The sequence below is a fragment of the Amycolatopsis sp. NPDC098790 genome (genome assembly GCF_044759945.1).
Taxonomy (GTDB): Bacteria; Actinomycetota; Actinomycetes; order Mycobacteriales; family Pseudonocardiaceae; genus Amycolatopsis.
In genome coordinates this window covers 117,995-133,365 of the sequence record NZ_JBIWAI010000010.1, presented here as the reverse complement: position 1 = coordinate 133,365, position 15,371 = coordinate 117,995, and the positions used below count along the sequence as shown (strand labels likewise).

Below are 15,371 nucleotides of genomic sequence, written 5' to 3'. Positions count from 1 at the left end.
GCCGCGCCGGCGACCTGACGCGAAGAACGAGCCGTCCGCTTGGACGGCTCGTTCTTTCGTTGTGCCACAACGTTTTTCCCCGGACTGACCACCGCAAGGCGTGAGACGTTCCGCTCGAACGCTGCGTGTGACGATTCGATCGTGCCAGTCATCGGAGATCCCGCCCACCCGGACGCCGGGCCGCGACCGGTGGTGCCGTCGCGTGCGCAGCAGGAGTTCTGGTTGCTGGAGCAGCTCTTCCCGGCCTCGCCCGCCCTGCGCATCTCCCGCGCCTTCCGGGTGCTCGGCCCGTGCGACGTCCCCGCCCTGCGCCTCGCGTGGCGGGAAGTCCTGGCTCGGCACGACGTGTTGCGCACGACCCTGGCCGACGAGGACGGCCGGGCGCGGTCGCGCCCGGCCGGTGAGCCGTCCTTCACCTTCACCGACCTCGTCCCGCACGCGCCCGCCGAGCGCCGGGCCCGCGCCGGCGAGCTCGCGGCCGAAGCCGTCGCGGCCGCCCGCCTGGGTGCCGGTTCCCCCGCCTTCCTGGCTGTCCACCGGGTCGGGGCGGCCGACCACCGGATCGTGCTGGTCCTGCACCGCGCGGTCGCCGACGAGGATTCCGCGTCACGCGTCGTCGAGGACCTCTCCGATGCGTACGCGCGTTCCGTTTCCGGTGCGGTCCCGGATCTGCCGCTGCGGTCCGGCCTGCCCTACGCGGAGTTCGCCCGGCAGCTGGCCGCGCACGCGGCCGGGCCGGCCTCCCGGGCGATGGCGGAGTGGTGGCGGGCGGAGCTGACCCCACCGCCCGCGCCGGTCGTGCTGCCCGGTGACCGCGATGGGCAGGCCCCGCCCGGGCCGGACGGCGTCGCGGAGTTCGCGTGGCCGGCCTTCGCCGCACCGCTCGCGCGGCTCGCCGCGGCCGAAGCCGTCACGCCCACCGCGGTCCTGCTCGCCGCCTACCACACCTTGCTGCGCCGGTACGGAGCCGAAGGACCGGTGCCGGTCCTCGTCCCGCGGCCGCTCGCGCTCGTCCGCCACGCCGATGTCGTCGGACCGCGCGAAGCGCTCACCGTCGTCTGCTGCGACCCGGCGCCCGGTGCGAGCTTCCGGACCGTCGTCCGGTCCGCGGCCGCCGCCTTGCGCGCGGCGGGCGAGCACTGCGGTCCCGCTCTCGGCGACGTCGTGCGCTCGGCCGGCATCGAGGTGGAACCCGGCAGGTTCCCCTTCGGTGGGGCGGTTTTCGTCCCGCACCCGCGGTCCCGGCCGGTCCTGCGGATCGGTGACGCCGATGTGCTCGAGCTGCCGCTGCCCGCCGGGCGGCCGGCTGCCGACCTCACCTTGACCGTGACCGCGACCGCTCCCGCGGTCACCGGCAGTCTCGCCTGGTCGGGGGAGCGGTTCGGCGCGGCCACCGGTGCGGTGGTCCTCGACCAGTTCGCCACCGTGCTGGGTGAGGCGCTGCAGCGGCCCGACGAGCCGATCGAGGACCTCCGGGTGGACGGACCGGACCGGGCGGCGGCCCTCGCCGCGGCCGCGGACGGCTTGGCCGCGGCGCGCCCGGCCGAGCCGGTGCAGGAGCTGGTCCGGCGCCGGGCCGCCGAGGTGCCGGACGCGGTCGCCGCCCGGGACGCGGACGTCGAGCTCACCTACGCCGCGCTCGAACGGGCCACGACCGCCCTCGCCGTCCGGCTGGCCGCGCTGGGTGCCGAAGGCGTTCCGGTGGCGATCCGGACGGCGTCGGGGCCGTGGCAGCTCGCCGCGTCCCTCGCGGTGCTGCGGGCCGGCGGCCACCTGCTCTGGTTCGGGCCCTCCGACCTGGGTGAGCGCGGTCGGTACATCCTGGCCGAGCAGCGCCCCGCCTGCCTGCTGACCGACCTCGACGACGAGCTCACCCGGTGGTTCCGCGACGAGCTGGGTGGCCGGGTGCTGCCCGTCCGCCACGCCGCCGAGGACGACTCCGGTGCGCGGCCGGCACGTGACGGCGTCGGCGAGCGCCGCCCGCTGCCCGCCGTGGGCGGGGACAGCCGTGTCTACGTGGCCTACACCTCCGGCTCGACCGGCCGCCCCAAGGCGATCGCCCAGAGCCACGCCGCGTTCGCGCAGTTCGCCACTTGGATGTCCGGCGCGTTCGACCTCGGGCCCGGCGCGCGCGTGGCGCAGTGGGTCGCCCCCGACCACGACCCCAGCCTCTGCGAGGTGTTCGCCACCTTGACCGGCGGCGGCACCCTGTGCGCGGTGCCCGACCGGATCCGGGTGCACCCGGAGAAGTTCGCGCGGTGGCTGGCCGCCGAGCGGATCACGTTCCTGCAGACCGTGCCCAGCTTCGCGGGCGAGCTGCTCACCGCCCTCGAAGCCGGTGGTGGCTCGCTGCCCGCCATGACGCACCTGGTCCTGATGGGCGAGGCGCTGCCCGGTGTGCTCGTCGACCGGGTGCGCGCGCAGCTGCCCGGCGTCCGGCTCTTCAACATGTACGGGCCGACCGAGACGATCGCGGCCACCTGGCACGAGATCACCGGACCGGTGGACGGAGTGGTGCCGATCGGCAGGCCGATCCCGGGGCGTGAGCTCCTGGTGCTCGATCCCACCGGCCGGCCGTGCCCGGCCGGGGTCACCGGGGAGATCGTCATCCGGAGCCCGGCCGCGGTGACCCGGTACGCGGGGGAGGTCCAGGAGCCCCGGGTGTTCGAGCCGGTGCCGGGCTCCGCCGGGCTGCCGTGCTACCGGACCGGGGATCTCGCCCGGTGGCGCCCGGACGGCCTGCTCGAGTTCCGCGGCAGGCGTGACTTCCAGGTCAAGCTGCAGGGCAACCGGATCGAGCTCGCCGAAGTGGAGGCGGCGCTGGCCGGGCACCCGGCGGTGGCCGAATGCGCGGTGGTGCCGCAGACCCGGGCCGACGGTCTGGTGGTCCGGCTGGTCGCGCACGTCGTTCCGGGCCCGGCCGCGGCCGGGCCCGCGGAGGCCGTCGCGACGCGGGAGTGGCGCGCCCTGCTGCGGCGCCGCTTCGGTGCGGCGATGGCGCTGGTGACCCTGCGGACGCGCGCGGAACCGCTGCCCCGCAACGTCGCGGGCAAGGTCGATCGCGCACGGCTGCCGGCGGGCACCGGCCCGGAGACGGCCGGCCGGGCCCCGCGGGCGGGGCTCGAAGCCGCGGTCGCGGAGGTCTGGCAGGACCTGCTCGGTCCCGCCGCCCCGCCCGTGCTGAAGGCCGACGACGAGTTCTTCGCCGCGGGCGGCGACTCACTCTCCCTGCCGAGGCTGGCCGTCCGGCTCCAGCAGCGGTTCGGAGCCGGGATCCCGCTGACCGCGGGTCTCGGCCGCAGCACGGTCGCCGGGCTGGCCGCGGCGATCGCGGCGGAGCTCGGCGAGCCGGACGAGGCGGCGGCGTGAGCGCCGACCCGTCCGGAACGACTCATACCCAGGTGACGATCGAGGAGAGAACGTGACTCAGGCACAGACCGAACAGCCGGTCGTCTTCGACGGCGAAAATCTCGACATCCCGGGCATCCGGCGTGTCGCCGAGCAGGGCGCTCCCTGTTTCGTGCCGCCCGCGGTGCTGGACCGGGCGAAGAAGTCCCGCGCGGTGTTCGAGGACATCGTCAAGCAGGAGATCCCGATCTACGGCGTCACCACCGGCTACGGCGAGATGATCTACATGCTGGTCTCGACGTCGAAGGAGACCGAACTGCAGACCAACCTGGTCCGCAGCCACAGCGCCGGGGTCGGTCCGCTGTTCGCCGAAGACGAGTCCCGCGCGATCCTCGGCGCCCGGCTGAACGCGCTGGCGAAGGGGCACTCGGCGGTGCGCCCCGAGGTGCTCGACCGGCTCGCCCTGTACCTCAACCTCGGCATCACCCCGGCGATCCCCGAAATCGGCTCGCTCGGCGCCAGCGGTGACCTGGCCACGCTGTCGCACATCGCCTCGACCGTGATCGGCGAGGGGTACGTGCTGCAGGGCGGCAAGAAGGTGCCGACCGGCGAGGTCCTGCGCGCCAAGGGCATCGAGCCGCTGGAGCTGCGGTTCAAGGAAGGCCTGGCGCTGATCAACGGCACCTCGGGGATGACCGGCCTCGGCGCACTGGTCGCGGGCCGCGCGATGACCCAGGTCCGGCAGGCCGAGATCGTCACCGCGCTCGTGATCGAGACCCTCCAGGGTTCCACCAGCCCGTTCCTGGCCGAGGGCCACGACATCGCCCGTCCGCACCAGGGGCAGATCGACACCGCGGCCAACATGCGCGCGCTGATGGCCGGCAGCGAGCTCACGGTGGAGCACGCCAAGCTGCGCCGCCAGGTCGCCGACGGCGGCGAGCTCGGCGCGGGCGACGGCAAGCTGCACGACGACGGTGTCCAGCGGACCAAGATCTACCTGCAGAAGGCGTACTCGCTGCGCGCCATCCCGCAGATCCTCGGCGCGGTGCGCGACACGCTGTACCACACGGTCACCAAGCTCGACATCGAACTGAACTCGGCGACCGACAACCCGTTGTTCTTCGAGGGCCAGGAGATCTTCCACGGCGCGAACTTCCACGGCCAGCCGATCGCGTTCGTGATGGACTACACGACGATCGCCCTGACCCAGCTGGGTGTGCTCTCCGAGCGGCGGACGAACCGGCTGCTGAACCGGCACCTGTCCTACGGCCTGCCCGAGTTCCTGGTGTCCGGCGACCCGGGCCTCAACAGCGGGTTCGCCGGCGCCCAGTACCCGGCGACCGCGCTGATCGCGGAGAACCGGACGATCGGCCCGGCCAGCACGCAGAGCGTGCCGTCCAACGGCGACAACCAGGACGTCGTCAGCATGGGCCTGATCGCCGCTCGCAACGCCCGCCGGGTGCTGCAGAACAACGAGCGGATCCTCGCGGTCGAGTTCCTCGCGGCGGCGCAGGCCGTCGACATCTCGGGCCGGTACGCCGGGCTGAGCAAGGCCGCCAAGGCGACCTACGACCACATCCGTTCGCTGGTCCCGACCCTGGACCGCGACCGCTACATGTCGGACGACATCGAGACGGTCGCCGCCGCGCTGGCGCGCGGCGAGTTCGTCGCCGCGGTCGCACAGGCGGAGGTGGAGCTGCGCTGACCCCCGCGCGTGCCCTCGGCCGGCCCGGCGACCTCGTGTCGCCGGGCCGGTTTCGTTGCCGGGGAGGGGATTCGGCGTGGCCCGGCCATCGGTGAGCGGCCTGGGACGATCCCGGCGATCGTCAGGGCTTGCCCGGGGTGCCGCCCACGCGCAAGAGCCCCGCAGCCGAAAACCGCGGGGCTCTTCCGGGAAGGTGACTCAGGCGGCGCGGTCCTCGCGGGAGGCCGGGCGGACCGCGGCGGCCGCGGGTGCGACCGGTGCGTTGCGTCGGTCGCGGCGCAGAGCGCGGAACACGCGGAAGACGAGGCCGGGGCGGAAGAGCGCCTGGGGCGGGTCGACCAGCCCGGCGACGCGGAAGAACGCCTCCGTCACCTTGGCGTCGTGGACCGCCGCGGCCTGGACCCGGGCCAGGTAGGCGTTGCCGATCCGGACCTTCGCCGGGCGCGGGCCGTCGACCTCGGGGAAGGCGAGGTCGCCGCCGGCGGCGATGTCCCACGGGGCGTCGACGGCGGGGGTGATCGCCTTGAAGAAGGCCAGGGGGGCCGGCTCCACCCCGCCGCGCAGGAGCCGGCGCAGGGCGAGCGCCTCGAGCGCGGCCACCGTCATGCCCTGCCCGTACACCGGGTTGAAGGTGCAGACCGCGTCGCCGACGACGAGCAGTCCGGCCGGGAAGCGCTCCAGCCGCTCGTACCGGCGGCGCACACTGGCCGGGAAGCGGAACATCACCGGCTCGTCGAGCGGCTCGGCGTCCTTCACCGCCGCGTGGATTTCGGGTGCCGACAACGTTTCGGCGAACGCGAGGAAGCCTTCCGGGTCGGTCGGCGGGTGGTCGCCGAGCACACCGGTCAGCGACAGCTGGGCCGTGCCACCGGGAAGCTTGATGAAGAACGCGCCGCGCGGGTTCAGCGGCGAGGCGACCGAGTTGATGGACAGGTCACGGCCGAACGGGTCCGCGGTGAGCCGGTACCGCCGCGTGGTGTAGGCGAGGTCCACCTTCACCCGGTCCTCCACCGGCCGCCGGTAGCCGAGCTCGGCCAGCCAGGCCGGCGTGCGCGAACCGCGTCCCGTGGCGTCGACGACGAGGTCGGCCTCGATCGTCTCGGACGCGCCGCCCGACTGCCGGACCAGGTGCACGCCCGTGACGCGGGCCCCGCCTTCGGAGGTCGCCAGGCCGCGGACGATCCGGCGGTCGCGGAACTCCACTCCGGGCAGGTCGGCGACCCGCGCCCGGACGTGCGCCTCGAGTTCCGGCCGCGGCCCGCCGAGGAAGCGCAAGCCGGCGTGGGCCGGGCGGATCCGACGGCCCAGGAAGTACCAGCGGAGGTCGCCCGCCATTTCGCCGACCGGACGGCCCGCCGCCGTGAGCTCGGCCGTGAAGCCCGGGAACAGGTCCTCGAGGACCTGCTGGCCGCGCGGTTGCAGTGCGTGCGCGTGCGGGTCGTGCGGCACGCCGCGGCGGGGTCCGGCGGCGTCGGTGATCCGGTCCCGGTCGACGACCACGACCTGCCGGTACGCGTCGGCCAGGACGCGCGCGGCGAGCAGGCCGGCGATGCCGCCACCGAGCACGACCGCGCGCTGTCCGATGATTTCGCCCATCGGCGACCGCCTCCTCGGTGCGGGAAGAATTCACCGTCCATTCTGGACCGTCCGGCCCGCGGGGACACCTCCACGATTGCGCGTCACCCGCACGTCAGGAGGTGCCGTACCGGCGGACCGGGTGTGACCATCCAGGAGACCCGCCTGCGAAAGGAAACCGACCATGCCCAACGACGAAGGCGGACGCCGCGGGCCGTGGGACGGCTTCGCGCGCCGAGGCGTCGCCTACGACACCGGCTCGAACTTCGAGACCGGGCAAGGCGAGCTGTCGCGCACCGTGTGGAGCACCGCGGCGATGGAGCACGACATCTCCGCGATCGCCGGCGACCTGCGGTGCGACTCCGTGACCGTCTACGGCACCGATCTCGGCCGGCTCGCCTCGACCGCGCACGCGGCGGCATCGCACGGCCTGCACGTCTGGCTCCAGCCGCGCCTGGTCGACCGCCCGCAGCGGGAGGTCCTCGACCACCTCGCCGAGGCCGCGCGGCTCGCCGAAGGGTTGCGACGCCAGGGCGTGGCCATCGATCTGACCGTGGGCGGCGAGCATTCGGTGTTCACCCCGGGCATCGTGCCGGGCGAGCAGTACCACGAGCGGATGGCGAACATCTTCGCCGAGGCCGATCACTTCCTGCTCCGGCCGACGGTCGCGGTGGACGTGGCGGCGACCGCGCCGGCCCTCAACGCCTACCTGGCCAAGGCGAGCCAGGTCGCCCACGGGATCTTCGGCGGCGGGGTGGGCTACTCGGCGCTGCCGAGCGAAGACGTCGACTGGCGTCTGTTCGACTTCGTCGGGCTGATGTACCAGTACCTGCCGCGTCCGCTGTCGCGAGCCGGGCACCTCGAGCTCCTTGCGGGGTACGCGCACTGGGGCAAGCCGCTCGTCATCGCGGAGTTCGGCACCGCCACCTACCGCGGTGCGGAGGAGAAAGCCTTCTTCTTCTGGGACGTCGTCGACCGGCAGGGCGACGAGCTGGTCGTGCTCGACGGCTACGAGCGCGACGAGCACGCCCAGGCGGCCTACCACCGCAAGATGTTCGGCATCTTCGCGGAAGCCGGGGTGCACAGCGTCGCCGTCGGCGAGTTCATCCACCCGACCCACCCGCACTCCCCGGAACCACGGCTCGACCTGGACACGGCGAGCATGGCCATCGTCAAGACGATCCGGGCCGACTTCGCCGATCCGGCTTCGGCGTACCACTGGGAGCCGAAGGAGTCGTTCCGGGCGATCGCGGAGTACTACGAGGCCGACCGGGCGCGCGCCGCCGGCCGCCGCGCGGCCTGACCCCGTGCCGGAACGCGCCGACGGCCCGCGGACCGGCCACCCGGCCTCCGCCGCGGCTTGACGACCACATCGGACACACCCCGCACAGCGGAAAGCCCGTGGCACCGGTGCCACGGGCTTTCCGCTGTGCGTAGCGGGTTCAGAAGCTGACGACCGCGCAGAAGCGGGCCGCGCCCTTCGCGACCGCGTCGACCGCGTCGGCCACGCGCTCCTTGTCGAACGTCTCGACCATCGGCGTCACCGCGCCTCGCGCGGCCAGGTCGAGCGCTTCCGCCAGGTACTCGCGCCCGTTGTGCGTGGCGCCGAGGATCCGGTGCCGGAGCGCGAAGAGCGGGTACAGCGTCGACGGCGGCAGCGTGAACGGTTCGGCCGGGTCGATCCCCGCCAGGACGAGCCGCCCGTCGGGCCGCAGTCCCTGCAGGGAGTCGGCGGCCGCGCGGTGGGCCGGCGCGGTCACGAGCACGACATCGGCACCGCCGGCGTCGCGAAGCTCGGCACCGTCGGCGACGACGAGGTCGGCACCGAGCTCGCGCGCGACCTCGTGCTTGTCGGGCGAGCTGGTGATGGCGACCGTTTCGAACCCGCAGGCCCGCGAGAACTGCAGGGCGAGGTGCCCGAGCCGGCCGACACCGAGCACCGCGATCCGTTCGTGCGGCTTCGGCTCGGCGGCCCGCAGCGCGCACCAGCTCGTGTAGCCCGCGCAGAGCATCGGCGCGGCCAGCTCGGGCGCGAGGCCGTCCGGGATCGGCACGGTCTCCCCGGCCGCCGCCACCAGGTACTCCGCGTGGCCGCCGGGCACCGTGAACCCGGTGGACGTCGGAGCCGCGCAGAGGATCCCGGCCTGACCCGACACCCCGGACCCCCCGCGGCAGTAGGCGCACCGCCCGCACGCCCCGCGGATCCAGGTCACCCCGACGAGGTCGCCGACTTCGCGGGTGCGCACACCGGGACCCGTCTCGACGACCTCACCGACCGGCTCGTGGCCGGTGATCGCGGGCTCGACCGACGGGAACGGGAGCACACCCGTGGTCGCCAGGACGTCGTTGGAGCAGACTCCGCTGGCCCGCACCCGGATCAGGACCTCACCCGGTCCGGGGCGCGGGGCCGGTACCTCGCGAAGCTCCCACCGGGCTCCCACTGCGGGGACCACCGCTGCCTTCATGGTCGTCACCTTCCTGCGGTCAGCCGGCGATCGGGCTGCTCTGGTGGGACAGGAGCCGCCACTCGCCGTCGCGTTCGACGATGATCCAGGTGGCGCGGATGGCACGCTTCGCGTCGAGGTCCTCGTCCCCGGCGAGCAGGATCCCGCCCTCGGTCACGACCATGGCGACGTCCTCGGAGAGGAACTCGACCGACAGCGGGAAACCCGTCACCCGGGCACCCGCGTACGGGCCGTCGAAGCCCGCGGCCATGTGGGCGCGGATCTCGTCGCGGCTGACGAGCTGTTCGTCCTGCATGAGGAGGCTGCCGTCGGCGGTGAAGACGTCGGCGAACGCGTCGGCGTCGTTGGCCGCCCACGCCGCCACGATCTTCTGCGGCACGGTGAGAACGGCCTTCTCGGCCTCAGCGGTGAACCCGCGGTAGAACGAAAAGTCCTCGGCGACGCCCGCGGCGGCGAGGATGTCCGAGGCGCGGCTCGGCGGGGAAACCTGTGCGGTCATGGAGAATCCCTTTCTGGGTGGGTCGGTCGGGGGTCACCAGCGCAGCGTCGCGCCGGTTCCGCGGGGGCTGTTCTGGTATCCGGCCAGCTGCCACTGCCCGCCGATCCGGACGCACACCCACGTGGACCGGACCGCGAGGGCCGGGTCGACCTCCGTCGCGCCCGGCGCGAGGATGCCGCCGTGGGTGCGCAGCAGCGCGACGTCGTCGTTCGCGAACCGCACGTCCACCGGTGCCCCGGTGACACCGGTCCCCTTGAACGGGCCCGCGTACGCCGCCTTCATGAAGTCGGCGATCTCGGTCCGCCCCCGCTTGAGGACGTCGCCCGGCAGGATGAGCACGCCGTCCTCGGTGAAGACGTCCGCGACGCCCTGCCCGTCGTTTTCGGTCCAGGCGGCCACGAGCCGGAGGGGCAGGCCCAGGACCTCCTTCTCGCGGTCGCTGGTGAACGGGCCGTAGTAGGCGTCGAGCCTGGCCTGCTCGGCCGCGCCGGGCGCGGAGGTGGTTGCGGACATGGTGGATCTCCTTCGGTTGCGGTTTCCGGTGCCGCGCCGAACGTTCCAGCGCTGTCGTGCGTCAGCGGCCATGGTCGGGGGCGGCCCGTGCGGGCGCGCCTTGTCGCTTGCGGACGGTGGTGCCCGGCTCAGGCGGCGGCCGCGGAGAAACCCGGGAAGAAGATCCGCCGCAGGGATTCGTGGAACTCGCCCACCATGGCTTCGATACCGGCCTCGCCGAACATGTTGTCGGTGTAGCCGATCTTCCCGACGATGCCGCCGTCGTGCTGCGGCTCGAGCGTCCACAACACCCCGTCGGGGATCTGCGAGCCGACGCGTGCCGACAGCAGCCGCCGGCGGATCGCGGTGAACCGCAGCCCGCCGACCTCGGTGTCGGCCATCATGTACGGGGACTGGATCACCTGGAAGGCCAGGCCGGCGCCGTCCAGGGTGGTCACCCGGCGCATCAGCTCCGGTGCCTGGCCGAGCACCTCGCTGAACGGGAGCTCGTGGCGGTACCCCTCGAGGCAGGTCCGGCGGACGCGGGGGAGCAGGTCCACCAGGTCCCGCGCACCGGCCAGGTTCGTGCGCAGCGGCAGGTAGTTGTAGAACAGCCCGATGGTGTCCTGGAACCCGGCCGTTCCGCGTCCCGGTGAGAAGGTGGGCAGCACGACGTCGGTCTCGCCGGTGCGGTCGCGCAGGTGGAGCAGGAAAGCCGCGTACAGCACCATGAACTGCGAGGTTCGGGTCTCCTTGGCCAGTGCGGCGACCGCCCGCTTGATGCCGTCGTCCAGCAGGAACCGGTACCAGCCGGTGCGGAACTCCGCGCCGGGGAGGCGGGGCCGGTCGACCGGCAGCGGCATGGCCGCGGCACCGCGCAGCTGATCACGCCAGTAGTCGCGGGCGCGGGCGGCCGAGGGGCTCGCGAGCTCGTCGCGTTGCCAGCCGGCGAACTCGCGGTACTGCCGCATCACCGGCAGGTTCGCCGGGCGGCCGTCGCGGCGGGCCGCGTAGAGCTCGGCGAGGTCCCGCAGCACGATTTGCGCCGACCAGCCGTCGACGGCGTTGTGGTGGGCGATGAACGACAGCACCGCGTCTTCGGCGGCGAACCGGCCGAGCACCACCCGCAGCTGCGGCACGGATTCCGCGTCGAACTCGCCGGCCTCGATCCGGTTCACGAACCGCTCCGCTGCCGCGTCGCGGCCGCCCGGGGCGGCGTCGAGGTCTTCGAACGTCAGCTCCGGTGAGCTCGGCGGCAGCACCCGCTGCCTCGGCTCGGCGCCGAGCACGGTGCGCGTGCGGAGGCTCTCGTGCCGGACGACCAGGTCGTCGAGGGCGCCGCGCAGCGCGGCCACGTCGATCCGGCCGCGGACGCGCCAGCCGCCGACGATGGTGTTGCGCGGCCCGAAGGGTCCGGACTCGGTGCCGGAATCGAGCAGGCGGAGGAAGTCGTGCTGACGGGACAGCGGGAACCCGTCGCCGGGCTGCGCGGGAGAGGTCATGATCGGCGGTCCTTTCGCAAGCTGCCCTACCGCCGGCGGCCATCGCCCCGGCCCAGGCTCGAAGGCTCACACGGGCACGACGGCGGACTTCTCCTGCGTTGCGCGGACCTCGGGCGCCCACGCGCCTGAGCTGCCGCGTCGCGAGAGCCGCGCACGTCAGAAGATGCAGTGCGTAACCGCCCGCTGCCACGCTACGTGAGGGCAAGTCGCCTGATTGTGATGCGCGTGTCGGCGGCTCGGCCTCGGATACGGCTTCTGCCGCTACCTGCGATCCAGCACCGGCCGCCACCGCGGCGGGTGCGAGAAGAGAGGACAAGGAACATGACCGCAGTCGACGTTCCTGCCAAGGCCGGATGGCGGCAATGGGTGGGACTGCTCGTGCTGTGCCTGCCCACCATGTTGACCACGGTGGACATCACCGTCACCATCCTGGCACTGCCGCACATGAGCGCGGACCTCGGGGCGAGCGGGATCCAGCAGCTGTGGATCACCGACATCTACGGGTTCATGATCGCGGGCTTCCTGATCACCATGGGCAACCTCGGGGACCGGATCGGGCGGCGTAGGCTCCTGCTGATCGGCGCGGCGGTGTTCATCGTCGCGTCCATCGTGGCGGCGTACGCCAACTCCACGGCGTTGCTGATCGCGTCCCGTGCCGTGCTGGGCATCGCCGGGGCCACCGTGGCGCCGAACGTGCTCGCCCTGATCCAGCGGATGTTCAAGGACCCCAAGCAGATGGGTGCCGCGATGGGGGTCTGGGGCACGTCGATCATGCTCGGCGTGATCCTCGGTCCGGTCGTCGGCGGGCTGCTGCTGAGCTCGTTCTGGTGGGGCTCCATCTTCCTGATGGGCGTTCCCGTCATGGGCCTGCTGCTGCTGACCGGTCCGTTCCTGCTGTCGGAGTTCCGCAACCCCGACGCCGGCCGGACCGACCTCCTCAGCGTGCTGCTGTCGCTGGCGGGCATCCTGCCGGTGATCTACGGGTTCAAGGAGCTGGCGCGCGAAGGCTGGAGTGCGGTCTCCGTGGTGGCGATCGTCGCCGGCGCCGTCTTCCTGGCTGTTTTCGTGCAACGGCAGCGGAAACTGGCCAACCCCCTCCTCGACGTGAGCCTGTTCCGCAACCCGGTCCTGACCGGCGCGCTGGTGATGGCGACGCTGTTCTCGTTCGTCATGGGCGGCGTCGGCTTCATGACCTCGCTGCACATGCAGCTGGTCGAGGGCTTCACGCCGGTCGTGGTCGGTCTGTGGCTGCTGATCCCGTCGTTCGCCATGGTCGTCGGCAGTGGCCTGGCGACCGGGCTGGCCCGCAAGATCCGGCCCGCGTTCGTCGTGGCCGCGGGGCTGGCGGTCGCGGCCGCGGGTTCGGTCGTGCTCGTCTTCGTGAGCACGTCGGCCGGACTGGGCCTGATCCTGCCCGGCCTGATCCTGGTCTACATCGGTGGCAGTCCGGTCGGCGTGATCACGCCGTTCCTGATCATGTCGTCGGCTCCGCCGGAGAAAGCCGGTTCGGCCGGCTCGCTCCAGTCGACCGGTGGCGAGTTCGGGGCGGCGATGGGCGTGGCGATCGCCGGCCTGATCGGCACCGCCGTGTACCGCGGCGACTTGGTCGTGCCGGCCGGGATCGGCCCGGACGCGGCCGCGACCGCCGAGGCGAGCGTCGCCGGCGGCGTCGCCACGGCGGCGCAGACCCCCGGCCCGGCCGGCGAGCAGCTGCTGTCGGCGGCGCGGGACGCGTTCACCTCGGGGCTGAACGTGGTCGCCACGGTGACCGCGGTGGTGCTGGCGGCACTGGCCGTGTTCGCGGCGTCGCGACTGCGCCGGGTGCCGCCCACGGGCGCCGCCCAGGGTGCTCCCGCGGCGGAGGCGGATGCTGCCGCCGCGGAGGTACCCGAAGCGATCAACTGATCGTCCGGGCGTTCGGCACGAAAGAGGACCTTCCTCGTGGGAGGTCCTCTTTTCGTGTCCGGGAACCAGGCGCCGGCGGGCTGGGACCAGCACCCGCAGCTGTTCGCGCGGTCCCGACGGCGGCGCTGCCGGACGAGCAGCCGGAGCCGGCCGGGCGGCTCGAACGGGCGACCTCGCCGACGCGCCGGCCGGGTTCGGGTGCCTCGGCGAGCGCAAGAGGCCGGCGCATCCGTGGTGCCGGCAGCCTCCGCGGTGCGGGTCCGTCGGTGCCGGTGGCCGGCCTGCCGCGCCTTCGCCTTGGAGCAGCGCTCGGCCTGGCCCGTTCGACCGGGCCCCGGCCGGCCGGTGCCCGCAGTCGTGGTGCCGCACACGCGAACGAGCCCCGGCGGGCATCCGCCGGGGCTCGTCCCGTACCGCTGGAAGCGGGTTCAGCGCACGCTCTTGATGGGCCGGACCAGAACGGCCGAGAGCACCCCGACCACCGCCGCCAGCAGGAACAGGCCCGCGTAACCGCCGAGGTGCAGGATCACCGGGGCGGCGATCGCCGGCGTGAGCAGGGTCGCGAGGGTGCTGGTCATCGTGATCAGGCCCATGTCCTTGCCGCGGCCGGCGGCCGTCGGCAGCACCTCGGTCACCAGGGCCTGGTCGACGGCGGAGTAGACCCCGAAGCCGACGCCGAGCAGGACCGCGCCGACGATCGCCGCCGTCCACGTCTGCGACACCGCGAGGACGACGCACGCCGCGGCCTGCGCGGCCGCGCTGACGATCGTGATGTTCTTCCGCTTGCGCAACCGGTCCGACAACCGTCCCACCGGGACGCTGGAAAGGGCCGCGAAGACGACGTACACCGTCGTCAGGATCAGCACGCCGACGGCCGGGTCCGGGTAGTGCACGGAGTCCTGCAGGAAGAAGAAGAGGTAGGTGCTGAACAACCCGTTGGCCAGGAAGAACAGGAACCGGCCCCCGATGGCCCACCAGAAGTCGGGGTGCCGCCGCGGGCTCACCCACAGGGTCCGGAAGAACGCGCCCCACCGCCACGACGGCCGGTCGGCCCGGTCCAGCGCCGCGCCGCGGGTGAACACCGCGAACGGCACGACCCCCACGACGAGCAGCACGGCCATCGTCGTGTACCCGGCGGTGAGGCCGGTGACGGCGACCGCCACCAGCGCCGTGCCGAACAGGAGACCGACCGAGCCGCCGACCGCGCCGCCCCACGCCGAGACCGTCGCGCGCTGCCCCACCGGGACGTCGTCCGGGATGACGGCGACGATGCTGGTCGTCAGGATCGCGATGAAGCAGCCGAGCAGGATCGACGTGATGAGGTAGCCGGCCACGGTGGTCTGCACGGCCTGCACGGCGAACACCGCCGCCGTGCCGAAGGCGCCGAGCAGGATCCACGGGTGGCGGCGGCCGCGGCGGGCGGTCGTCCGGTCGCTCAGCGCCCCGAACAACGGCCCGCCCACGACCGGGATGATCCCGGCGAGGATGCCGGCCACGGCCATCGTGCCGACCTTGTTCTCCGGGTCGATCGCCTGGGCCAGCTGCGGTCCCAGGATCGAGCTCGCACCGAAGACGAGGCCGGTCACCATGAAGTTCGCCAGTGACCACAGGCTGATCCAGCGGCCGGTGACCTTGGCCGTCGGTTCGGCGAACGCGGCGGCCCCGGCATCGGCGCGCGCCGGCCGTGCGTGGGATTCGGAGATGGTCATGGCCCGCCCTTCCTGGAGGGGGCGGGTCCCGCCGGCTCGCGAGGGCGACCACCGGACCGAGGCCCGTCCTGTTCGTGTCGGATGACCGCCGCGCCCGCGGACGCGGCGGTCGTTCCCATCATCGGGATCCGTCACCCGGCCGACGTCTCCGCGAATGCGCTCCCGGCCGGC

At 73.3% G+C, this 15,371-nt stretch carries 10 protein-coding genes; 4 read left to right on the top strand and 6 right to left on the bottom strand.

The annotated features are described in order from the left end of the window. The first annotated feature begins 141 nt into the window (after positions 1-141). Positions 142-3,369, top strand: coding sequence for an AMP-binding protein (locus tag ACIQWX_RS48265; protein WP_400886481.1), 3,228 nt, complete (start codon positions 142-144; stop codon positions 3,367-3,369). A gap of 52 nt (positions 3,370-3,421) precedes the next feature. Further along, positions 3,422-5,053, top strand: a complete 1,632-nt coding sequence (gene cmdF, locus ACIQWX_RS48260; protein ID WP_400886479.1) for a tyrosine 2,3-aminomutase — start codon at positions 3,422-3,424, stop codon at positions 5,051-5,053. A gap of 198 nt (positions 5,054-5,251) precedes the next feature. Here the strand turns inward: cmdF and ACIQWX_RS48255 are convergent, their stop codons facing one another. Then, positions 5,252-6,649, bottom strand: a complete 1,398-nt coding sequence (locus tag ACIQWX_RS48255) for an FAD-dependent oxidoreductase (RefSeq protein WP_400886478.1) — start codon at positions 6,647-6,649, stop codon at positions 5,252-5,254. 163 nt (positions 6,650-6,812) lie between these two features. Between ACIQWX_RS48255 and ACIQWX_RS48250 the strand changes: the two genes are divergently transcribed. Beyond that, complete coding sequence (locus ACIQWX_RS48250) at positions 6,813-7,931, top strand: abortive phage infection protein (protein WP_400886476.1); 1,119 nt, start codon at positions 6,813-6,815, stop codon at positions 7,929-7,931. Between the two features lie 139 nt (positions 7,932-8,070). On the opposite strand, the gene ACIQWX_RS48245 is transcribed toward ACIQWX_RS48250, so the two are convergent. The 4 genes from ACIQWX_RS48245 to ACIQWX_RS48230 all read right to left on the bottom strand — a co-directional run bounded on the left by ACIQWX_RS48245 (position 8,071) and on the right by ACIQWX_RS48230 (position 11,586). Next, complete coding sequence (locus ACIQWX_RS48245; RefSeq protein WP_400886473.1) at positions 8,071-9,093, bottom strand: alcohol dehydrogenase catalytic domain-containing protein; 1,023 nt, start codon at positions 9,091-9,093, stop codon at positions 8,071-8,073. Positions 9,094-9,112: 19 nt separating this feature from the next. Beyond that, positions 9,113-9,592 carry an SgcJ/EcaC family oxidoreductase gene (locus tag ACIQWX_RS48240; protein WP_400886470.1) on the bottom strand — a complete coding sequence of 160 codons (480 nt, stop codon included), beginning with the start codon at positions 9,590-9,592 and terminating at the stop codon, positions 9,113-9,115. A gap of 33 nt (positions 9,593-9,625) precedes the next feature. Further along, on the bottom strand, positions 9,626-10,105 hold the full coding sequence (locus tag ACIQWX_RS48235) for an SgcJ/EcaC family oxidoreductase (protein ID WP_400886467.1): 480 nt from the start codon (positions 10,103-10,105) through the stop codon (positions 9,626-9,628). Between the two features lie 128 nt (positions 10,106-10,233). Then, positions 10,234-11,586 (bottom strand): condensation domain-containing protein, encoded by a 1,353-nt coding sequence (locus tag ACIQWX_RS48230; protein WP_400886465.1) that lies wholly within the window; start codon positions 11,584-11,586, stop codon positions 10,234-10,236. A gap of 321 nt (positions 11,587-11,907) precedes the next feature. Here ACIQWX_RS48230 and ACIQWX_RS48225 point away from each other — a divergent pair, with 321 nt between their 5' ends. Then, the gene (locus ACIQWX_RS48225) at positions 11,908-13,491 is read left to right on the top strand and encodes an MFS transporter (RefSeq protein ID WP_400886462.1); all 1,584 of its coding nucleotides are present in this window, start codon (positions 11,908-11,910) and stop codon (positions 13,489-13,491) included. Positions 13,492-13,919: 428 nt separating this feature from the next. On the opposite strand, the gene ACIQWX_RS48220 is transcribed toward ACIQWX_RS48225, so the two are convergent. Next, positions 13,920-15,200, bottom strand: a complete 1,281-nt coding sequence (locus ACIQWX_RS48220; RefSeq protein WP_400886460.1) for an MFS transporter — start codon at positions 15,198-15,200, stop codon at positions 13,920-13,922. Positions 15,201-15,371: the final 171 nt, after the last annotated feature.